Source organism: Bacteroides togonis (genome assembly GCF_900130135.1).
In the GTDB taxonomy this organism is placed as follows: domain Bacteria; phylum Bacteroidota; class Bacteroidia; order Bacteroidales; family Bacteroidaceae; genus Bacteroides; species Bacteroides pullorum.
The window spans coordinates 1,281,244-1,302,919 of sequence record NZ_LT670820.1 but is presented as its reverse complement, the minus strand read 5'-3'; the positions used below and the strand labels follow the sequence as shown (position 1 = coordinate 1,302,919).

24 protein-coding genes are annotated in these 21,676 nt (G+C 49.6%); 2 read left to right on the top strand and 22 right to left on the bottom strand.

Features of this window, described 5'->3' with window-relative positions; genetic code table 11:
• Positions 1-43: 43 nt before the first annotated feature.
• The 4 genes from BQ8005_RS05680 to BQ8005_RS05665 all read right to left on the bottom strand — a co-directional run bounded on the left by BQ8005_RS05680 (position 44) and on the right by BQ8005_RS05665 (position 2,848).
• A complete protein-coding gene (locus BQ8005_RS05680; protein WP_075317385.1) occupies positions 44-616 on the bottom strand; it encodes an N-acetylmuramoyl-L-alanine amidase in 573 nt (190 codons plus the stop codon).
• Entirely contained in the window at positions 613-1,110 is a 498-nt protein-coding gene (locus BQ8005_RS05675) for a phage holin family protein (protein ID WP_075317384.1), read from the bottom strand. The genes BQ8005_RS05680 and BQ8005_RS05675 overlap by 4 nt, the downstream gene beginning before the upstream one ends.
• Positions 1,110-1,508, bottom strand: coding sequence for a hypothetical protein (locus BQ8005_RS05670; RefSeq protein WP_075317383.1), 399 nt, complete (start codon positions 1,506-1,508; stop codon positions 1,110-1,112). The genes BQ8005_RS05675 and BQ8005_RS05670 overlap by 1 nt, the downstream gene beginning before the upstream one ends.
• Before the next feature lie 173 nt (positions 1,509-1,681).
• Positions 1,682-2,848 carry a site-specific integrase gene (locus tag BQ8005_RS05665; protein WP_075317382.1) on the bottom strand — a complete coding sequence of 389 codons (1,167 nt, stop codon included), beginning with the start codon at positions 2,846-2,848 and terminating at the stop codon, positions 1,682-1,684.
• 35 nt (positions 2,849-2,883) lie between these two features.
• Between BQ8005_RS05665 and BQ8005_RS05660 the strand changes: the two genes are divergently transcribed.
• Together BQ8005_RS05660 and BQ8005_RS05655 are read left to right on the top strand one after the other, a co-directional pair.
• On the top strand, positions 2,884-3,189 hold the full coding sequence (locus BQ8005_RS05660) for a hypothetical protein (protein WP_075317381.1): 306 nt from the start codon (positions 2,884-2,886) through the stop codon (positions 3,187-3,189).
• A 102-nt stretch (positions 3,190-3,291) separates the two neighbouring features.
• Positions 3,292-3,681, top strand: coding sequence for a hypothetical protein (locus BQ8005_RS05655; RefSeq protein ID WP_159436218.1), 390 nt, complete (start codon positions 3,292-3,294; stop codon positions 3,679-3,681).
• A gap of 1,008 nt (positions 3,682-4,689) precedes the next feature.
• Here the strand turns inward: BQ8005_RS05655 and BQ8005_RS05635 are convergent.
• The 18 genes from BQ8005_RS05635 to BQ8005_RS17365 form a co-directional block, all read right to left on the bottom strand.
• On the bottom strand, positions 4,690-5,154 hold the full coding sequence (locus tag BQ8005_RS05635) for a hypothetical protein (RefSeq protein WP_075317376.1): 465 nt from the start codon (positions 5,152-5,154) through the stop codon (positions 4,690-4,692).
• 11 nt (positions 5,155-5,165) lie between these two features.
• Positions 5,166-5,450: a hypothetical protein gene (locus BQ8005_RS05630; RefSeq protein WP_075317375.1), complete on the bottom strand. Its 285-nt coding sequence runs from the start codon at positions 5,448-5,450 to the stop codon at positions 5,166-5,168.
• A gap of 1 nt (position 5,451) precedes the next feature.
• Positions 5,452-6,252 (bottom strand): hypothetical protein, encoded by an 801-nt coding sequence (locus tag BQ8005_RS05625; protein WP_159436217.1) that lies wholly within the window; start codon positions 6,250-6,252, stop codon positions 5,452-5,454.
• A 1-nt stretch (position 6,253) separates the two neighbouring features.
• Complete coding sequence (locus BQ8005_RS05620) at positions 6,254-7,306, bottom strand: hypothetical protein (RefSeq protein WP_075317373.1); 1,053 nt, start codon at positions 7,304-7,306, stop codon at positions 6,254-6,256.
• Positions 7,303-7,599 (bottom strand): hypothetical protein, encoded by a 297-nt coding sequence (locus BQ8005_RS05615; RefSeq protein ID WP_234984006.1) that lies wholly within the window; start codon positions 7,597-7,599, stop codon positions 7,303-7,305. Before BQ8005_RS05615 ends, BQ8005_RS05620 begins: the two co-directional genes overlap by 4 nt.
• A gap of 19 nt (positions 7,600-7,618) precedes the next feature.
• The gene (locus BQ8005_RS05610; RefSeq protein WP_075317372.1) at positions 7,619-8,791 is read right to left on the bottom strand and encodes a hypothetical protein; all 1,173 of its coding nucleotides are present in this window, start codon (positions 8,789-8,791) and stop codon (positions 7,619-7,621) included.
• Between the two features lie 10 nt (positions 8,792-8,801).
• Positions 8,802-11,489: a hypothetical protein gene (locus BQ8005_RS05605; protein WP_075317371.1), complete on the bottom strand. Its 2,688-nt coding sequence runs from the start codon at positions 11,487-11,489 to the stop codon at positions 8,802-8,804.
• 56 nt (positions 11,490-11,545) lie between these two features.
• The gene (locus BQ8005_RS05600; protein ID WP_075317370.1) at positions 11,546-13,630 is read right to left on the bottom strand and encodes a hypothetical protein; all 2,085 of its coding nucleotides are present in this window, start codon (positions 13,628-13,630) and stop codon (positions 11,546-11,548) included.
• A 10-nt stretch (positions 13,631-13,640) separates the two neighbouring features.
• Positions 13,641-17,516, bottom strand: a complete 3,876-nt coding sequence (locus tag BQ8005_RS05595; protein ID WP_075317369.1) for a phage tail tape measure protein — start codon at positions 17,514-17,516, stop codon at positions 13,641-13,643.
• 1 nt (position 17,517) lies between these two features.
• On the bottom strand, positions 17,518-18,126 hold the full coding sequence (locus BQ8005_RS05590) for a hypothetical protein (RefSeq protein WP_075317368.1): 609 nt from the start codon (positions 18,124-18,126) through the stop codon (positions 17,518-17,520).
• 20 nt (positions 18,127-18,146) lie between these two features.
• The gene (locus tag BQ8005_RS05585; protein WP_075317367.1) at positions 18,147-18,635 is read right to left on the bottom strand and encodes a hypothetical protein; all 489 of its coding nucleotides are present in this window, start codon (positions 18,633-18,635) and stop codon (positions 18,147-18,149) included.
• A gap of 77 nt (positions 18,636-18,712) precedes the next feature.
• Positions 18,713-18,838: a hypothetical protein gene (locus BQ8005_RS17790; RefSeq protein WP_262484387.1), complete on the bottom strand. Its 126-nt coding sequence runs from the start codon at positions 18,836-18,838 to the stop codon at positions 18,713-18,715.
• The gene (locus BQ8005_RS05580; protein WP_075317366.1) at positions 18,835-19,065 is read right to left on the bottom strand and encodes a hypothetical protein; all 231 of its coding nucleotides are present in this window, start codon (positions 19,063-19,065) and stop codon (positions 18,835-18,837) included. The genes BQ8005_RS17790 and BQ8005_RS05580 overlap by 4 nt, the downstream gene beginning before the upstream one ends.
• The gene (locus tag BQ8005_RS05575) at positions 19,062-19,298 is read right to left on the bottom strand and encodes a hypothetical protein (RefSeq protein ID WP_075317365.1); all 237 of its coding nucleotides are present in this window, start codon (positions 19,296-19,298) and stop codon (positions 19,062-19,064) included. Before BQ8005_RS05575 ends, BQ8005_RS05580 begins: the two co-directional genes overlap by 4 nt.
• 338 nt (positions 19,299-19,636) lie before the next feature.
• Positions 19,637-20,080, bottom strand: coding sequence for a hypothetical protein (locus BQ8005_RS05570; protein ID WP_075317364.1), 444 nt, complete (start codon positions 20,078-20,080; stop codon positions 19,637-19,639).
• A 166-nt stretch (positions 20,081-20,246) separates the two neighbouring features.
• Positions 20,247-20,708 carry a hypothetical protein gene (locus tag BQ8005_RS05565; RefSeq protein ID WP_075317363.1) on the bottom strand — a complete coding sequence of 154 codons (462 nt, stop codon included), beginning with the start codon at positions 20,706-20,708 and terminating at the stop codon, positions 20,247-20,249.
• Between the two features lie 240 nt (positions 20,709-20,948).
• Complete coding sequence (locus tag BQ8005_RS05560) at positions 20,949-21,377, bottom strand: DUF5053 domain-containing protein (RefSeq protein WP_075317362.1); 429 nt, start codon at positions 21,375-21,377, stop codon at positions 20,949-20,951.
• A gap of 94 nt (positions 21,378-21,471) precedes the next feature.
• Positions 21,472-21,639 (bottom strand): hypothetical protein, encoded by a 168-nt coding sequence (locus tag BQ8005_RS17365; RefSeq protein WP_159436216.1) that lies wholly within the window; start codon positions 21,637-21,639, stop codon positions 21,472-21,474.
• Positions 21,640-21,676 lie beyond the last annotated feature (37 nt).

Here is a 21,676-nt window from a genome sequence, read left to right as displayed (position 1 = left end):
CGTGAACTTGCGAAAATGTTCCTGAATGTATTTAGTCCCCGTATCATACGCTCAAGTATTCGCATATCCCATCGACATGCAATTCGACAATAGCCTTCTTTCCTTCCTCGGAAAGCAAGTAGTCCACATCCTCTTTGTTGTCCTGAAAGAGGTTTTCAGTGAGTACTGCCGGGCACTTGGTGTGCTTGAGTATGTACAGATGTCCTTCCTTATCAGGGTCACAGTCGGTCTCGTCCTTTCGGATCTTGAAACCTGCCCGTTCTGCAGCATTATACAGGCAGGTCGCCAGTTTGTCGGCTTTTGTCTGTCCTACACTGGTCCACGCTTCCCAGCCGCGGGCACTCATCCACTCCGCTCCATTTCCTGCAGCATTGCAGTGGATGGATACCAATATGGCTTCACTAGCCTTGTACTGGTTTACACGCTTGCACCGCTCGGCCAGCGGCACATCCACTTCTTCCCGCACGATGCGTTCTGCATCGAGGCCACGCTTGCGGAGTTCATGCACTACACGTTCTGCAATTTCACGTGCATAGGCATATTCAAAAAGCCTACCGTCCGGTGAACGCTTTCCGGCTGTGTTGCTCCCGTGGCCGTTATCAATTAATATTTTCATTTGTTACCCTCCTTTTCTTTAGTTACCTCTTCGATAATCTCTCCAGCTGCATTGTACTTCTTCTTTATATAGCTTACCAGCAGCCTCTTGATGCTGACCTTGTTTTTTATGCCGTGGATGTTGCAGACATGCTCCATGATGCTATCGAACTCGAATAGGATGGCCAGCCCGAGGCCGCACATGGCGGAGATGGTATAGTTGCAGATACCCACCGGCTGGAGGATGGCAAGGCCCAACATGAAGCCAAGAACCAGGTACGAATTGTATTCGATAAACTTGCACATCGTCCGGCGGCCAGCACGGGAGAACCGGAAGTCCTCGCCGCGCTTCACAACGCTGTCAATGATGCCAAGCACGAAGTCGGCCACAATCATAACAATGATGAATACCAGCATCCAGCGAAGCTCGAAGACTACCTCCTTGATTTCTCCAACAAAGGAGTAAGCCCCGGCAACGGCCAGTTGCGGGGCTATGGTGTTCAGCAGCTTCTCCATCACTCCTTCTTTACTTTACTGCCGAACAGCTTGGCCAGCCACTCCGATGTAACTACCGACACAATTCCTGTGGATGCAGCCGCTACGAATAACGCATCAATCACCACAATCCAGATGCTTGCATCATCAGGCGGAAAGCCTAGATTCATCCACCAGCCGAATAAGGTTACAACCACGCCGACTACCGCCGTCACCCACATCGATACCCACTTGTTCATCGGGTTAGATAGTTTGCTTGCGATGAAGCCGACCACTGCCGGGACTACCACCGTAGAGATGCCGACAAAGCTCTTGAAGCCGTCGAGGATGTCCGGCAATGCCGTATCAGATCCATCTGCAGCAAACACACTCACTACGCACATAAACAGTGCGAAAAAACAAAAAATCATTCTCTTCATAACACAAAAATTTAATGATTAAACATGTGCTACAAAGATAACCGGACTATGGTCGCATATAAAAGGACACACCGTCATTCCACTGATATCGCTTGTCAGTGGGTAAATTGTGGGTATATTCCATAAAAATATACCAGGAATGTACCGATTTTCATGGATGAAAAGAAAAAAGCCTACAACCGCTTACGCTTTCGGATGCTCTTCAGGTCGCGGACGATGGTGTCGGATAGCACTTCCGAATAAATCTGCGTCGTCTTGACTGACGTGTGCCCCAATACCTTCTGCACCGTCGTGATGGCGACGCCCTGATGCACCAACAGGGTCGCGCAGGTGTGACGTGCCGTGTGGTAGGTGAAGTGCTTCTTCACGCCTGCTAACTTGCCAACCTCAGCCAGCAGCTTGTTAGTTTCGCAGTTAGACGGGATGGCGGCCAACTCTTCGACGGATGGATAGCGGTCGATGACCTCGAGAGCCTTTCCGTCGAAGAGCAGGGAAAGCGGCAGCTTGATTTCGATGTTTGTCTTCTGCATCTTCAGGCACAGCCACCTTGTGCGATTAATCGGTACCACGTTCATGGTCGATAACGCACAGAAATCGGAGTAGCGCAGGCCCGTGTAGCAGCAGAACAGGAAGGCATCGAGCACGTGACGATGGCGCTGATCAGCGAGCTGCACCGCCTCCAGCCGGCGCAGTTCGTCGGGTGTGAGAAACTCGTGCTTCCCTTTTTCCTGCCGAATTTTGAACTTCCTGAAGGGATAGGAATCGGCCGGCATGTAGCCGTCGTTGATGGCCTCGTTGCATAGGGTTCGCAGCTGGCGCAGGTGCTTGGCCACGGTATTCACACCCTTGCCCTGCTCGCGTAGCCAGGATTCGAAGTCTTTCAGCATAGTGTAAGTCAGGTCAGCGAAGTCCATACCGGGCCGGAACTGCTCGAGCTGGCCGACGGTGGATAGTAAATTCTCTTTCGTGTTAGGCCGCTTGTCAGAACTCTCGATGGCCGACCTAGCGAATGCCGGAAAGGTAATGGTTGCCGGTGCCTTCTTCCGGACTGCATCCCTCAGCAGGGCCAGCGTCGGCTGGATGCCTCGCTTCCAAAATCCCAGCTCGATGGCCTGTAGGTGGATGATAAACTCGAAGAGTAGCGCATTGAGTTCGATGGCCTGTGGGTGGTTGATGACTTGCGAACTATTCTTGTCCCAGTGCTCCGGCTGGAGGTAGATGTTGGTAGTGAGGTAGATGTTACGCTGATTGAGCTTGGCTTCTACCTGCACAAGGGCGGTACCCTGTTTGTTGAGCTGGTTCTTTCGGTTGTACACAAGGCGATATCGTATTTTCTGCATAGTTTTTTGTGCGTAAAGGTATTAAAAGGTGAGGAATGAAGCTTACGGCGGGCACCGTGGGAGGACTTGCTAAGCCTACAATATTTGATAATGGATATTTATATAATGTAGATGCAGACGAAATTTTAGATTCAGGTTCTTATTATTTAGGTGAAAATATACTGAATGCCAATTCGTATTCTTATCTTATTGTTTTCAAGTTGTCAAACGACACGATACTTCAAATAAATGCGAGTAACGCTCAGAATCTCACTAATGGAATATCAGGAGTGAAAATTAGAGGTAAACATGAAGGGAAAAATTGGAGTATCTGGCGAAATTTTACAATAACACCCTTGTAAATCCTATCAACCGATCTTTCACGACAAAGTCTGTCATGTTTTGTCCGGGTGGGAGGACTGCTTGATTGGAGCCGTTCGATACAAGTTGGTAATACAACCGTTATGTATCATGTTTTACCAAAAAGAAATATAACTCTTCAAAAGTTAGATTCTGGAGATAAGACTTTTACAGTGACTTTATGTAAAACTGGTAATTCTTTAAATATGCTACCTTATGCTTTTAGATTAATAATGCTTCCTGCGTTTAATAGTCATGCGAAAGCTGGATTCATAGACATCGTTTATAACACACGGTCAGAAGCCAGCTTTTTATGTAGTAATGTTTGTGGAGATATTTCCAATGTTAGGAATGTGCAATATAATGGCGATAAGTATATTGCTTGTGACATATCTGTAAATCAATTTGGTGCAAACACTCTATATGTGGTTGGATTGCATAATGATTTATCCGAGATAATGGATGTTACTGGAAAATTCTCAGAAATTAAATAAAGGAGGTTGAGAAGCCTCCTTTATTTCATGAAAGTCCATTCTTTGAATTCTTGACTTGACACTTCCCTACTTCTGATAGCCAAATTGCCAGTTGACCATTGTATGCAGAATTGCACACATGCGCCATATGGGAATGGTAATGATATCAGATAGCGAGTTCCTGAGCTTGCTGAGAAAGGGTCATTTACAAAGCTGACGCCGGAACCAGCAATTCCTATTGTTATGTTATCCGTATAATCATCTATGTCATGCCCGCCAATATCTAAGAGCATATTATTAAGTGNGCAGTCCTCCCACCCGGACAAAACATGACAGACTTTGTCGTGAAAGATCGGTTGATAGGATTTACAAGGGTGTTATTGTAAAATTTCGCCAGATACTCCAATTTTTCCCTTCATGTTTACCTCTAATTTTCACTCCTGATATTCCATTAGTGAGATTCTGAGCGTTACTCGCATTTATTTGAAGTATCGTGTCGTTTGACAACTTGAAAACAATAAGATAAGAATACGAATTGGCATTCAGTATATTTTCACCTAAATAATAAGAACCTGAATCTAAAATTTCGTCTGCATCTACATTATATAAATATCCATTATCAAATATTGTAGGCTTAGCAAGTCCTCCCACCCGGACAAAACATAACATTGTTTGTCACGAAAGGTCTGGGTGGAATCTTATAATATTTTTTTCCACGAATACCAAGTGTTACCTTCATCTTGACTCACTCTTATATAGAAATGATTAATGTGGCTATAATTGACATTCGTTATCTCTTGAACCAATGCATATCCACTTTGATAGATTTTAAGTATCGAAAAAGTCAAAGGAAAATCATCTTCAGTATCTGGGAAATTATTCCCTCCATTTGTCCTGTATATACCGGATACTTTGACAGTGTTAAGGTCTGTTCCTTCAGGTAACGCCCCCCTATCCATAAAAGGATAAGCTTCAGTGGAGTATAGTAGTCCTCCCACCCGTATGAAAAAGAGTACATGGTGTGGATTATTATTCTCCAACCATATCTATGGCATCTGAATCAGGATCATTTAATACAAGCACATTTGTTAATCCATCCATGTTAAGGAATTGTGCTGAAATATATCCTGATTTTATCCAAACTTTATACTTCCCGCCATCATACTTATATTTCATTTTTGTTTCAAAATCACTACTGGTAGTAGAGCCATTAATTTTATATTCAAATTTTTTTCCCCCATCGTAAACATAAAATCTAATTGTAACGTCTACAGGTATTTGATTTTGGTATGACATAGATTGTACCTTAACAACATTAGCAGCTCTATTCTCGGTTTCAAAAAGACAATACCACTTGTCATCTTCTAAATCAGCCCTTATATATCCACCTGATGGAATAAGTCCAGATTTATCTTTAGTAGCCAATCCTATAAGTTCTCCCACAACTGATATATTAGCCGCAATGGCGTCGCTGAATTTTTTCTTTTGTATCATAATTCTAATTTTTAAATGTTGTCAAGATTAAGTTCTTCTCCAATCGCGGTAAAGAAAGAAATCATGAAGTCTGGTGTGCAAGTCATGGCAACAGCCTTCATAAGTTCAACTTCTCTATCGTCATATTCTGTATCCTCATCAGATTTATAAATCTTCTGAGCAAGAACCAACGCTGCCACACCAGCAGCCTTGCTGCACAGAACATCCGCGAAATCTTCACGCATGTCCTTGACTACACAGGTTCGCTTGGCGATACCTGAATAGATTTTCATTTTTCCAAAATCAATTTTCTTCATGTTATTCGACTAATATTCCGTTAATAAACCGAAGCGTACCCAGTCCTGTTCCCAAATTGAATGAGACTGACCTTCCGCTGTATGTTCTTGAGCCTGACCTGACGGATATACCAGACTTATAGATACGTATGTTGTCCGACGACGACCGTCCAACCCTGAAACCTGTTACCGGGCTTATTTTGATTTCATCGGTACCGCTAACCATACTGATGCTGTCAGCCTGTATGACACCGTATATCTGATACGATGAATCTGAAGAATAATATCTGTACATGTAGATCTGCGCACAGGTATCACCCCATGTACCGTCTTCGTAGAAACCCATCTTCAACAGAGATTGTTGTTTGCTGTCATACATTTGCAGGCTGTTCTTTGACGGATCTATCACGATGCACTTTCCACTTGCAGCGGTTTCAATTATCCCTCGAAAGTAACCGCTATCAGCATAGATGGTTCCGGTGAGGTTAACATCCTTGGCCGTAATGCCGTCGGCATCAATCTGGTCAGCTGTGATTTTCTCGGCTAGCAGCAGCTTGGTGGCTACGAATTGCCAGTCTGTTGCCAAGGCCCAGAAGCCAAGATTGCCGGATACAGAGGTCTGCGGGTTGTTGGCGCTCGAAGAAGTGTGTGACTTGATACACAGATACAGTTTGGTGTTGTAGAACACAACGTCGTAGAAATCCTCACCCTGATTGCCGCACAGATAGGATACACCCGTTTTCCAGTCGCGCATCCTTAACTTTGCTCCCTTGTCACCTTTCTTGACAAATCTCACTTCCGATGTTCTCGATGCCAGTGTCATATCATTCCTCCGTCGTGATTACAACCGATACATTACCTCCCGCCTGGTCACACATGGCATACGTGCAGGTACCGCTGGCTGCAGCCGTGTTGGCTGTGGATGGGTTGAGCACCACACCGGCCGAGTCCATGAATGTGAAGTAGAAGCGCATGTCCTTGTACTTCGTTGTGCTGCCACGCTTGACAAGGGTTGGCGTATAAACCACTGTGTCCTCTTCATTACGTATGGTTTCATCCTCCGGTACCGGGTTTAGAATGATGTCCAGCGGGTCGGACACATCCATCACTGTCTGCACGTCCATGCCGATCATCACTCCGCTCTGATAGACTTCGGCCTTGAACTGACCCGAAGTGTCTACCATGTCTGTTGTGACCGTCAATGTCTGCCCGGTCTGTCCACTGATAACGCTCCAGGCACCGTTGGACAACTTGTACCATTTGTATGTCAAGCCGGAAGTGATTTCATCCGAACCGACACGGGCCACCGCCTTCAACTTACAGCTGTCGCCCTGTGTGGTCAGGGTGAAGTACTTGTTGTCACCTGCCTGTATGGTCACTCGCTTGGAGTTGCCAACGCCGTAGGTGATTGGTATTGTATATACATACTGAATTTTGTCAGACGTGTTTCCAACGGTCACGGTCGCCTCTCCCTTGATGGTACAGGGAGCTGCTCCGGCTGCCTTGACCAGGTTCTTCTTGATGCGCAGCGCATAGTAGTTCTGCACGCCTGCCTGATAGTTGATGAACTCGAAGTGACCGGTCTCTCCGCTGAAGCTGTTCGTCGATATCTTGTTGCTTCCAAACGTCAGCTCCGTATCGTTGAAATACCACTTCATCGACGAGGGCACCACCAGCCCTTCGGCCACACGGCTCGAGGTTAGTACGAATGAAAGAATCGGCTGAAGGGTCGTGAAGTCCGGCGAGATATCTACCGGATTACTGCTGTCTCCATTGTATTCCTGATACAGGTCACCTTTATTGCACATGATGGCCGGCATGTACACGCCTGACTTTTGTGAGAAGATGACCTGACCGACTGCGGTTGCCAGACTCATACGGCACCTCCTTCCTCTTCTTCACCGGCAGGTAACTGCTCTGCTGCAGGTTTGTACTGATCAGGCGTATAGACTTCTGCCGGTGTGTCGGTACCGTCAATTTCAGCCTTCGCCTGTATAGGCTGCAGGCATACACCTCCGACTGATTGAGCACGCTCAAAAATAGTTTCGCCCGGTATGCGGTTCAGATCCGCCTGCCACAGCAGCACATTCCCGTCCGCCGTTTTGTTGCGGATATCTGTCACACCGAGATAATCGGCCACTTCTTTTGTCACTTTTACATAGAATGCCATTATTGCCTCCTTTCTTGGATTAATAAGTCTCTTCGTACATACGCTGGTAGAGCGGTGTGTCGTCGTCCAGCGTAATAAATACATTCGTGTCGTCGTCATCCACCACCAGTGCCTGCGGCCCTTTGTCCTCGACACGAAGCTCAAGCATCATGCCGTCGGCGAATGGCACCTTCGGCTGGATGCCGATGGCCGCACGGGTGAACGATGCCGCTCCGGCCGCTTTGGTGTACCACACGAACTTGAACCACTCTTCCGGGTTGGGTATCACGCCCATGCTGTCACGGATGAAACCGATTGGCAGGATATACATTGTGCCGCCGGGTACTCCGCAGGTGACGCCCTTCCAGTCACATTCCACTTTGGGGATGCGGCGCCGGATGGTGGTTGTTGCCGTGGGGTCTGCTGACACCGGAGCAGATGCTTGTGTTCCTCCAGTGTTGTAATGCGCCCGGCATACATAGGTCTGCAGTTCTCCGATGAAGTCACGGTCGATGACCAGCACATTCTTGTTCACAGACACCACCTCCCAGTCATTGTCACCATTGCCGTCAACAATCTGCTCCAGATTGCCGTTGTCGAGCTTCCTATACCAGAAAAAGGTGGCACCGGCCTTGGTCGTTACATCGGTGTCTCCGGCCATCAGCTTGGCGGTTATGGTCTGCTGGAGCACGTCACGGACAGGATTCCAGTCCACGGTCGCCGCTGAGTCGATAGTCAGTACAGGCTGCGCGTCGGTGGCGTCAGATACGATGATGACGGTCGTCAGCTTGTACTGGAACACCTGATTCGTACGGGTGTCCAGATAATCAGCCGAGAACTCCAGCGTGATAGGTGTCAGTACCGAAGAGTTCTTCTTGACCGATATCTGCCCCTTGTTGTCGCCGCTGGTGACGATGGTGTAGTCCGTGTTGCCACTAGTTATTTCCTTTCGGGTACCGCGCAGGTTCTCGTACCATCGGATGTTCGTCAGTGCCGAATTGATGGTACCTGACTTGGTGTAATTGTCCGGGTCGGTCGCCGTACACCTCGGGAAGAGTGTCAATGGCGTCAGCGTATAGTCGGGGGCGAACTCTCCTGTGACGGCGTTGTAGAACTGCCGGTCGGCCACGCTGCCGACCACTTCCATGCTGGCGGAGGTCTTCAGGGGCTTGTAGTTCACCTCGATTTTCCGTTGTTTTTTTGCTAAGTCCATATTGTATCAGTTAGAATGTCACATAATTTTCTGCTATCTCCACTTGTTTGCCGTCACGCAGCAAGGCAGTGGCCTTGAACTTACAGCTTGTCCGGCTTTGGTAGTTGGTGCCCAGGTCGTCGAGTGTCAGCGTCAGCTGCTTGCCGGCATCCGCCCGCTTCACCGCCCAGGCGTTGTCTTCGGCTACATCGCCCGTGTCGCGCGTCCAGCTCACATCTGCATCAAGTATGTCGGCGGTCACGTCCTGATTGTACAGAGTACCGACCACCTGCAGGGTTGTGAACACGACCGGCTGACCCGCTTCGTCGGTCACTGATATAGCCTCGTAGTCGAAGTACCAGCCGTTGCTGCTGTCTATCTCGATGGTGAAGGCCGGATTGCCTTCAATCATTGCCCAGCCTACGCATCCATATCTGGGCTCATCGGTGGTACCGGTAACCAGACACATCCACTTGCAGCCATAGTGCCAGACCGCATCATACAGGTTCACCTGTCCGCTTCCTGTATCTACGACATGAGCCGCCTGATAGGGTTCATCGGAAGCGGCCACCTCGGTACTCCATTCGCCACGGTCGTTGGCCTGTTGCGGGATGACACCCTTGTAGTCGACGCGAAGAATGTCTTGTACGACAATACCACGGCAATACACGTAGCTGTGCAAGTAGTTGATGGGAAGGTTCGTGAACAGCTCCAGCCTTTTCAGACGACCGATGATGATGCCATAGTTCGATTCCTCAAGTATCGGTTTCGTCACTCCATCAAGGTAACAGATGCAGAACTCGTAGCTGGATATGTACCAGAAGCCCTGTCGCTCTTCATTCACCGGATTGCCTCGTCGTGTGATGGTCATGCCGACAGCTGGCTCGTAATTCTTGCCCCCAGGAACTTCGTCGTCTGGATACAGCACCACATTCAACTTGTTCTCTGCCTGCATGACATTCAGCACGCGGAACCAGCTGTCGTAATAGGCACCGTCTGACAGCAGCGAATTGATGGAGCCATAGGACACATCGTTTTCGGCAAATGCCGTAATGTCTTCTTCCCATCGCCGACGCAGATACAGATCCCAAGTACCGTCATCAAGTTTCTCGATACGTTCGATGGTACCCGCTTCGGAGAACACAACATTGCCTTCTTGGGCAAACCACCGGTTGAAGAGCAGCTCCTTGACGGTCATTGACCCTCTGACCTCCACTCTGTCCGCCTGCATACGTCCGTCAGGGAATAGTCCAATTCCTTTCCCGGCGATCATCGAGTCGATGAACTCGCCGATGGTGAGTTGGAATTTGGTTCCGTCGGGCTGGTCCTTTCGGATGTACCTATTACTTGAAATATCACCAGCTGTATCCGCATAACCAGCCTTAATCTTCTTCCCATTCACCAGCAGATACTCTTCGACATACGACAACAGGTTCAGCAGGTCAATATTCTTGTGCGTATGCCCGACGCCGCCACCTGTTCCGGCGGCAGCGGCCAGCAGTTGGCCGACTACTTCTGCGAGAGCTCCGGCAGTTGTCGTGGACCAGGTCTCACTATACGGGTTTTGGACAGGAAACAAATCCCCCTCGGACAGGGGAAGACGTGGCACCTCAGCCAGCCGAGGGGGTATCGTAAAATTTCCTACTTCAGGGATGGTGATGTCCAGCATGTCAGCCGGAACGTCAGTTCGGGGCAGATTAAGCAGGGGCCTGGCATCGGCATACTTATAAGTGAAAGTATAGTTCGTCGGTAACTCACGCAGGTTGCCGGTGACATTGCTCTCCACGACGACAATCTGACGAAGGTAGCTACCTACATAGATGTACTTCTTCTGTGACGGGAAGAAGTCAAGCAACCATCGGGCTTCATCCTTGGTCAGATGCCCGGTATTCTTCTCGTACTTCCGCTCCGTATCGACCCGATACTCTTCGCTCATTTCATCCACTTCGGCCAGGTTATGCGTGTGATCAGCTTCAAGGTTCGTCTTTCCGTATGCTCTGAAGCAGTCTACACCGCCTAGTGAATTCTCGAAGAGTACCCAGTCCTCGCTGATGGAGCGCATGGCGTCGGCGTAGTATCGCTGGATATATGTCAACCGTTCACCGCTTGCGTTCTCGACCCACACATCATAGTAGCCCGGCTTACCGTCCGGATACAGCAGACTGACGACTACCTGGTATTCAACAGGGATGGTGTACGCCTTCCCGGCTTCCACACTACACAGCTCGATGTCCTTCTGCGATGTCACCTGTCCGTCGTCGCCGACAAAGTATCCGCGCAACTTCACGACACCGGCGACCGGTGCGTAGTAGGTCAGGAACTCCGGCGTGTAATAGGTCACAGGCTTCACAGTCGGCTGCCAGGTGAGCCAGTTTTGCGTCAGAAAGTTCGTGGCCGTGTCTGCCAGGTTGTCCACACCGCCACGCACTGCATGGAAGTTGACTGTTTGTCCGTCAATCTCCGCGGTGAACTCGGCGTGCAGATTGGTTTGCTCATAAGTGCGTACCGCACTGCCTCGAAAATCGAAAGAAAGTTGTGCATGTACGACATCGCGCATATCTATCTCGATGCGTCCCTGACTGTCAGGATCATACCGCTGCGACAGGACTTCTTCCGTTCCTTTCTTCAGGACGAAAGAAATCTGCGCATCCGAGCTGATAATGAACTTCTTCAGGTTCATCGACAGTGACAGCGCATCGGGTTGTTGAAGTATAGTCATAAGTTATCTGTTTTGCAGCGAAGGTATCACACTTCGTCGGCGGCCGAAAGGACAAGTTAATTATATCGTTTAGTGCAGATCAACCACGCTTCCACCCGGCAATAGACATGCGGATAAGGCATCACATCTGGCATATACGAAACGCGCATGTAGTGTTTCTGCCCGTCGGCGAACTTCTCAGACGGCGCTTCCGGGTAGATGGTTATTGCTCCCTTTTTTGGGGCAGCATCATATTCCTGCTTGCTGATCTCTGTATAGGCCGTCTGCACGGACCAAGTGTAGTCACTACCACGATATATGTCATAATCAGCTGTATTCTTAGCCACAGATATCGGCTCGTAATTCCGAGTCGTTAAAAATGTGGATTCAACTGGTTCATCATGGCCGCCTAATGTATAATGTAGTACATCAATCATCAAACGCTGCCCGCTGATGACAACAGGCATACAAGCTGGCAGGCTGTTCTTCAAATGATCAGGTAGCTTCAATTCTGCCGTGACCTGCAGGAGCGAATTCCGATAGAGTTCATCCATCCGACGCCAGAACTTTTCATAAATGCCGTTGTATCCCACATAATGAAGAGAATAATCGCCAAGTCGGAGCGATTGGTTATAATCGTCTTGCGCGTATGCAGCTGTTGTACCTACGGGTACTCCATTCACATAAGCGGCAAAAGCTAATATGATTTTGGTTGGCTCATCATTCGATTGTACTTCTACATTGGATTCTGTTTCGATGCCCTCGACAGACAGGTTGGAATTCGTGAATTTTCCGCCTCCTATATAGAGTACGTACACCTCTCGACCTCTGCTTCGATCATTGGGCATAGTTACATTAGGGTTACGAAGAGCTGGCATACAGTCGGGTATGGTGATTTCTTCTGCTTCCAGACTCTCACCACTATCGTACCCCATGGTGCTGTCTGAAATCTGATCCCAAATTGTCTTAACAAGTACACGTACACGCCCAGGCTGACAGATAATCTTGTAGCCAATTCGCTGGTAGCTTCCATTCACTTCCTTGGTACCGACAAACTTATAAGTGGCTATCATACCTTCGAGTGTGTCGGGGTTATCGGTCTCCACATCCCCTTCAGTGGCTTCCTCCGATTTCAGGGTGATACGTTTGTAGGCTTCAGGCGGCTCAATCTGCAAATGACTGGTGAGATACCCTGATAGATTCGCTGATGCTTCTTTGTCGATCACTTCATTGAATAGTACGATTTTCACCGTCCTCGCAGCTTCGTCGGTGATAAATTCGCAGCAGAATTTTTTTCGGAATACATTCAAGATATCACCGCATGTACATTCAGGCACCAAATCAGACAAACGAATAACTCCGTTCACTAATGCGTCGCAACAGTTGTTGACAAATACCATATCAGGGAATGGGGCGGTTTTCGTGAAAAAATTCTCCTGCAACTCATAGCCGAAATACTGAAGGATACGTTTCAGCAGGTAATTCGCCTTCAGGAATGGGCTGATATAATAACCGGCGGACAGCTCAATTGTATCCTCACCCGACTTCTCCGTACGATCAACGGCGTTGTAGAAATCGAAATTCGACGGATCATTATAATTCGATTCATTCCATCCGCCGGATTCGCTTTCTTCGCCGTATCTGTTGAGCCACTTGTAGATTGTGTTTCCATCCTCATCTGTCTCTTCAGAAGCAAGGAGCACGGGGAAGATTCCGAATCGGTCCAGATAAGAACTTGTTTTCTTCGCCAACTGACGGCAGAACTCAATCGCCTGCTCGACGGTGGTTACACCGGGGATGGTCTCTTCATCAAAGACATCGCTCACTAGGGTCTCATCAACCTGCGCGAGAAATGATCCTTCATTCAAATAGAGAGTCGTAGTAATGCTATCCTTTCGCTTCGCCCCCAAGATAGCTTGGCGAGCGGGCTGGCTGAAATGCCCATCCTGCACGGTACATTCGATGTCAGCACGTGGCCGCTGCACATTGCCCAGCATGTCGGGATAACCGCACAATTCACGGTTAACGTCGGTATCTGGCAACTCGATGGGCGTCGTTTGCTCGCCCCACTCGTTGAAAAAAAGGTTGGGCCGCTCAATCTCTATCTGTGTGCCTGGCTTCAGCTGATAAGCCTTTCCTGTCTTGGTATTCGTTATCTTCATAGCTCAACAATCATTTACTTCCAAGTTTACGGCTTCTGTCGCGTAGCTGCTGTTTCCGATCGAGTTCGGTCAGAGCGACAGAAGCGGACACACCGTTTCTTTCCAGATTCTCAATGGCTACAGCCAGCCTTTCAATCAGACCATCATTCATTCCGGATGGTACTGGTGTAGGTCGTGTCGGTGCAGACGTGTTGGGGATGCGATAATTCCCCTGCGCATATTGGGTGACACGTCCACGACTTTCGTTGATGGCTTGCACGACCAGCGGATAATTGATGTGCTTCTGTAGCCGACGCAAGTCGTCGGCATTCACTATCAGCTCAGACCCACGTTCCGAGATCAATGCCGGACTGCTGACAATGCCTGTCGGTGCAGGCCCGATATAGGGTACACCGGAATAAGTTCTTCCGTCCGATGCCCCGATAACGTTATATCGACCACTTGCATATTGGTTGACACTGGCCACACGTTGATAAGTGGTACCACTTTCTCCGCTACTGGTGCTGCTTCCACCGTTACGGTTGCCTATCAAGCCCTTCAGTGCTGTGCGGGCGGCCGCCAACAAACCGCTGACTGTCGCTGCGACAACTGCGGATGTGGCGATACCGGCGACACCCTTTGTGCCGATTTCCGTCATACTTCCCTCAGCTGTAGCGGCTGCCGCCTTGCCGGCCAACTCGGACAACCAGGCATTAATCATATGGTTCAGCACATCGTAGATAATGTCGATGGTGGCATCTCCCAAGGCTTCCATGGCCGACTTCTGTCCGCTGATGACTTCTCCCAGAGCATTGCCGAACTCGTCGGCATAGCCTTTCACACGGGAGAACATTTGTTTATATTTTAATTCTTTTTCTCGAATCTCTTCTGCAAGTTCTTCGTCTTCTTCATCACGGTCTTTCTCATCCTTCTCTTTATTTCTATTTATATAATCCTCAAACTCTTTCTGACATTTTATCTTATACTCAAGCAACCGATCTTCTATTTCTTTACGGGCTTCTTCATCCAATCCCGCTATCTCCAACATGCGTTTCAAATGATTTACCTCCAGCATTTCCTTAGCATTCAGATATTGCTGGTGATTTTTCACTTCTTCATCTTTCCCATTTATATACGCTTCCTTCAGTTGCCGCTGCTGTTCGGCATAAATTCGGTTCTCTTCCTCTACAGCGCGCTTGATGGATTCTTGACGCTCCTGCAGCTGGATGTCTGCCAGCTGCTTCTCCGCATCGGCGGCTTCCTTGGTTCCGCGTCCGGATACTTCCATCACCCGTTGCAGATACTTCTTCTTCTCGGCCAGCAAACGGTCGTTGTACTGCTGTTCGGTTTGTAGTTCAGCATCCTTCCCTTCGGCGTAGATACGGGTAATTTCCGCCTGCGCCTGTTCGTACAAAACCTTTTCACGTTCCAGGGCGGCGCGCCGCTGCTTCTCGGCTTCCTTCTCATCGACCGACGAAGCACCGCTCTTCTTCGGCGCATTCCCGGTCACAGTCACTTCCGATAGTTCGTTGGCCGGTTTCCCGGGCATCCAGCTGGCGTACTTGTTTTCGACCTTGGCCAGCTTGCGGTTCATGTCATAGACGCTCTGAATGTAGTCCGCCATATCTTCACTGAAGCCTTTGGCGATGGAGTTTTTGCCCAGATACTTTGCCTTGATGGTGTGCCAGGCTTGCCCGAATGCTTTTTCCCACTTGGAGCCAGCTGCATAAAATTCATTCGTTATCTGTTTTACCTCGTTGATGGCGACCGTAGCCAGTTCGTTACTTCCAAGGCTCTTCACCAAGTCCTGACGCATGCCTTCAATCACTTCAACCTGCGTCTTGGCCGCCTCGCTGGTAATGTTGCCGATTTCCTCGTTCTTGTATTTCATGGCCAGTTGGGTGACCAGCGTTCGGTTGATGCGCTTGTAGGCCTCATTGATTTCATCGAGGTTACTTTTTTCCGTCAACAGGTTGGGCAGGTAGGTACCGTATTTGTCGTTAATCTGCTGGATGAGGTCCCGCCGCTGCTGCGACCCCACAGCCGTTCGTTTCAAGGCTCCGAACAGCGAATCCAGCGAATGCTGCTCGCTGATCAGTTCGCCGTTCATGCGTGACAAACTGTCTGTTGCTTCGTCGCTTCGCTTTGACAGCTGGTACAATCCGACGCCGACAGCGGTTACTATAGACAGAATCAACCCGAGCGGGCTCTTCGATATCAAGGCAGAGAACTGCTTCCAGGCTGCTGCAGCCAGCTTGATATTTCCGGTCAAGGCATACTTGGCCGATGACAGCAGCAGGGTTCCTGACAACAGAGTTTTATTCCAAACGGCCTGCAGTTTGTCAACAGCGAGCGTGGCCAGTTTGGCGTCCTTCAGTTTGGTTTCCCACAAAGTGGCTATCTTGACACCTGCATAGTACGAAGCAATCGAAGCCGTCAGCGTTGTAATCACACCGATGTGCCGCACGATAAAGTCCACCAGCTTGACCCCCTTCTGCGTCCAGTTCACAATGCCGTTGGCTGCGCTCACCAGTCCGGGGTTCAGCTTTTCCATCAAGGCGATGCCCATCTCCTGCATCTTGTTTTTCGCCTGGTCGAGCTTGGCAGCCGCTGTCTGGCTCTTGATTCCGGCCTGCTCGATGGCGACACCGGTACCGGTGACGGCCTGTGTGTAATACTTCACCTTCTCCGTTTCGTTGATGAGCACGCTGGCCACGTTGTAGCCTTCCTCGCCGAACATTTCCTTAATCTTGGTTGCGTTCAGCTGCTTGGCGGCCAGGTTGTCCAGTGCCGTCTCCAACCCGACGATCTTCGGATTGGTTTCGTCGGCTCCCGTCTGCAGGGTGAGGAAGAACTTCTTCAGTCCGGTACCGGCCACTTCGTCCTTGATACCCTTCTCGGCCAGTGTTTCAATCATGCCCACCGTCTGCTCGATGCTGACGTTGGCCGATGCGGCGGCCACACCGCTGTTGCGCAACGACTTGGTGACGGACTCCACAGCGGCGGAGCCGTATTTCGAACCTGCCGCCATTACATTGGCGTATCGGGCAGCTTGGTCGGCACCGTCGCCGAACTGGTTCAACGAAAGGGTGACGGCATCAACGGCATCCTTCAGTGTCATGCCGCTGGCCTGTGCGAGAATCAATGTTTGCTGTGTGACGGCGTTCAATGCCTCCTTGTCCTGCAGCAGTTCAGGCTTGGCCGAACCTACCAGCTTGTAGGCATCGAGTATCTCCGTGGCCGACTGGCGGATGCGGATGCCGTTCTCGTCCATCGAGGTGGACAGACGCTTGGCCTGCTGCTCCAGCCATGCGATGCTTTCCTCGTCCAGACCTGTCAGGGCCTGCACATCGGCTTTGGCTTCTTCGCGCTTGTTCCGCGCCTCCCGCAGCTGGTTCAGCTTCAGCGTGAGGCCGGTGACGGCGGCAATGGCAGCACCAATGATGCCGATATACTTATTGATGAAATCGTTGGCTCGCAACCATACGTTACCCTGTGAGCCTACCTCCACCCGCATGGCCTTCTGGGCGGCGGCCACCTGCAGGCTGACACGACGGTTCTGCTCCAGTGCAGCGTTATACTTCTCTGTGCCGGGCACCGCATTCTGCAAGTCCTTTCGTACCTGCTTCTGCACGGCCAGCAACTCCTGATAGGTGGCGCCGGAGAGGTTCTTCAGCACACGGTCGGTCTCTTTGACCTTCTTGCGGTAGGTCTCCAGCGTCCGGGTTTTGGCATACAGTTCCTTCTGCAATTCCTTGCTTTTCGCCTCATAGTCGGCTTCGCCTTTGTTCAGGCTGGCCAACTTGGCTTCCAGCTTTTGCACGGCAGCTTCTACCTTGGCGATGCCCTGCTGGGCTTCGCTGCCGTCAATATAGATCTTGATACTTCGGTTTAAATCGTTTGCCATATCATTTTTCGATATAAATGCGTGTTGCGTCCAATATCATAGTGTCAAAGTATTCCAGTACAATGCTCTCGAGTTCACCGAGGCGGCTTTTCACAACAGGGTCGAACCAGCGGAATGCTCGTCGGTTCCCGCTGTCCTGCTTCCCGAGTGACGAAGGGTCTGTGTGTCTGACAATGCCTGTACTGACTTCGACACCATTTATTTTCTTGATTTTTTCCCATTTTGAACCGAGCCATCCACCTTGCCCACGCCCGGCACCTTTGTGGATGTAGATTCCATGTCTGGGGAAACTGAATCCGATACGGTTGACAATTCCGTACTTGTCTGTGTACAGGTTTGGATGGAGTTCACGGGCGATGCGGAGGCTGCGAGAGGATACGGTCGCCCTAAGTTGGCTGGTTACTTGGTCGGCCCAACGCTCCACAGCCTTATTGAAAGCCGTCAACCGGTCTGTATCCTTCGCCATCTCAAACCGTTCGGTTTCGCTGATGGTCTCGAGACGTATCAGTCGGCTGGAGTCAGCTCCGGCCAACCGCTCCGCACGCCGTCTCGCCGCATTGTACCGTCGGAGTTCCTCCCGGTTTTCATTCAATCGTTTGTACAGTCCCATAATTCTTCATTCTTCGTTCTTCATTCATGCCAGTATTCGGGTTCAACCATAAACGAATTGTAGCTGATGATGCGATAGGTGAGTACCACGCCATAGAAGCCGTCGCCGATGGGCCCGATGCCGTTGATGCTGGTATTGCGGTCGATGGTTTGCGTGTAGGTCAAATCGGGGTCGGCAAGCAGGAAGTTCCTCACCTGCTTGGCCAGCTGCTTGCAGGCGGCCACGGCTTCGTTGATGGTCTGTGGTTTGTCCCGCTGGGTGTTGCGGGCCAGGATGATGCTGTAGGTGTCGTTGTCGCTCAGGGCGTCGGCTCTGTTGTCTGCCGACTCGCTTTCCTGTCCGTCCACGGCGATCATCACCGTTCCGGTGACGCCGGACAGACGGTCTTCAAAGTTGTAGAGGTCTTCCAGCCCGAAAGCGGTGAAGAACCGGGGCCTAGAATCGGTGTGGGCTACGGCCTTCAGATGCCGGGCCAGTCTCTCGCAATAGGCGAAGTGGTTGTATTCCATAACTGCACAAATGGTTGGTTACGGATACAAAAATAGCCCGCACTTGGCGGGCTATAAAGGACATTCTTCTGTATAGGTTATTCGTCCGGCAATAGCAGACAAATCAGTTCTTTCAATCGCAGGGCGGCTATTCGTTTCTCTTCTTCCGAGGCAGTCGCAGAGGTTAGCACGGTCAGCAGGTTAAGGGCTTCGACGCGGGTCATTGGGCACCTCCTTCCTCCTGCAGGACGAAGCAGCGCATGGTGTCTTGCAGATACAGCACTTCTCCGGCCAGTTTCAGACGCTCCTCATCGCTGCCCATGTCGTCACGGATGATGCCTGTCAGTACTCGTTGAAGTACATCGACATGTAAGGAGGCATAGTCTCTTTGCTGAAGGTCGTAGATGGTTTCCACGACCTCGGGTGTCAGGTTCACGGTTGTCTCGCTCATTTCCTGCCTCCCTTCTTCGCTTTGATGACACAATACGCCAGCGCCAGTACGGCGGGCGGGAAGATGAAGGTCACGGTCAGCGCACAGATGGCGCCCAGATACCAGGCATCTCGGGCGGTCTTGATTTGGGAGTCTGCGGGGAGTGCCCTGTTGAGCAGTTCTCGGATTTTGCTCGCCTTATTCGTGAGGTGAGCAGGCACGGCAGGCGTGCCGAGGGTCAGTTCTTTTTTCATTTTGTTACGCAATTAAATGAAACAAATAGGTTAATAATACGGGAAAGCGACCCTTTCAGTACCCAAAAAATTAAGAAACTTACCTATATAAAGAAAGTTCCGCTTTCCCGCTGCGTAACACCTGATACAGGCTGGGAGGCCATTAAGCACTCCACACGGGGGTCGGAACTTATATGGTTAACCGATAGGCATAAAAAATGCCAACGGCAATCGGTTGGCGAACGTTCGTCGCCTGTATCAAATGTTACGCACTGCAAATATAGGGATAGTTTTCAAGATAGCAATAAAAAAGCGGAACTTTTTAGGGTTCCGCCATTATAAAAGGATACATAATCCCTTTACATCCGAATGCACATTCCAGTTATAATGATTTTATCTACATACACTTCGTAGAAGCTTTGATATTCACTGACCGTTTTAATCTTCAAGTTTATGACACCGTTTGCTCGTAACTTCTTGACTTCGGAGAGAACCAACTGATAAGCGTCATCAATCGTGGGTGGCAGATACTTCACACTTCCAAGGGTAGTCATGTAGATGTCTTCCATGACATCGCCTTCCTTATGCTTTTTCTTCACCCATCCACCAGTGCATTCGACATAGATACTACCCAATGGTTCATAGTCGAAACTTACAGAGTTAGACTCAGAGACGAAGATGCCTTTTTGTGACAGATAGGCGTAGTCGATAGTGGCAGCATATTGCTTCGGAGCCGGTACATTTACTGTTGCACACGATACCAATACAAAGATTGGCGCAATCATTAAAAATTTGAATTTCATAACGCTATAGTTTTAAAAAGTTTGTCTGATAGTTTGCTCGTACAAAATGAATGAAATAACTTTGTGAAAAATAATACTTTCCGTATGACAAACGAAGAACGTATATTGTTACTTGAGAACCGCTGCGAGAGGATGGACGAGGATTTTGAGATTCTTCACCGTTCCATCAGCCGCCTTCCAGCCATTGTCTTAGGATGTTTCGTATCGGGTCTGATAGCAGGATTCCTGTTATGCTTCCTGTTATGAAAGAGATAAGGCCTACGATGATGTTCAGGTTCTTCAGCCTCAGGTTCCTTTCCTTCAGATATTGCAGGCTTCTTTCAGTAAGGGCCTGCTTCTTTTTCTCTGTACAATAAGCCTGATAGCTTCCATGTAACTGGATGGCTTCATATCCTTTCGTGGTGATTTCTACCTCGCAGTCGTCCTCCGTGGGGTTATGTTCTTGAATCAATCCTTCCGCAATCAGCTGTTTCCTATAGGTATATAACTGAACGTTGTGCAGATGAATATCCAAGGGGGCAAAGATGTCTTTCTGAATGCGTTTCCTTACAGGTAGCTTGTACAGGTCGCATAGAATGGTGTTTTTCATCTTGGCACCTAAATCGTCCTCTACAATCGTATGAGTCATTTATTCAAGGGCGAACCCCTCACTACAGTGCGCCAACAGGTAAACGATTAAAAACCTGAACCCGATTGACTACGGGTTACACTGAGGTAAGGGGTTCATGTTAAGCGTTTTTATTTTGGCGATAGCAAAGATAGAGATAGTTTTTGGTTGAAAAAATAAAAAAGGCGGAACTTTTCAGGGTTCCGCCTTTCATTTGTGGCAGTCCGGCCTTGCTGAAGGGCCTTGCCGCCGATGCCCGGGTCAGAGGCTGCGATGTATTGACCGAGAAAGAGCTGACAAGCGGCTTGAGAGGTCGCTTAAAGAATCAGCCAATATCTTCAGTTCTTCGTTGGTGAAAGCCGTCGGCTTGCCGTTTACGTTTGTGTTGTTTATCCGCTGGTTCATCCAGGCACGGCTTTTCCCGAAATATTTTTCGGCGATGTAGGCCATCGACACGGCCTGCCTGATGTCGTCGAGCATGGCGCGTGTGTCCAAGTCTGTACGCTTGCGGTTCCGGTTCTTCATGGCTTCACGCATGTATGCTCCGGCTTCCTTCTTCTCTTCGGGCGTTTCGGTGAGCGACATGGCTTCAGCCAGCAGCCTGTCCGACTCCTTGCGCCCTTCTTCGGTATTCCCGTGGGGGATGTTTGCCACAAACTGGTCAATCAGTGATTTTACCTCAGCTTTCATATCGAGATGAATTTTGTTTCTACACAAAAAAGCGATGCCTTGCGATGTAGAAGATACCGGGGCTGCGGGATTGCAGCCCCGGGCTTCTTTCATTTCAGCTTGTCCGGTCAAGATAGTCATTGATGGCATCTATCACAGCCTGCTGAAATTCCGCTTCCGAATACCACCCGTCAGCAAGCAGGGTGGCTTCGTAGCGGAAGAGGGTGCGGAGGTTCTCCAGCAACTCCTCCCGAGCATTTGGCTCTTCATCGGTTTGAAACATCGCTATCATCTTTCGATGACATGACAAAGGTAATAAA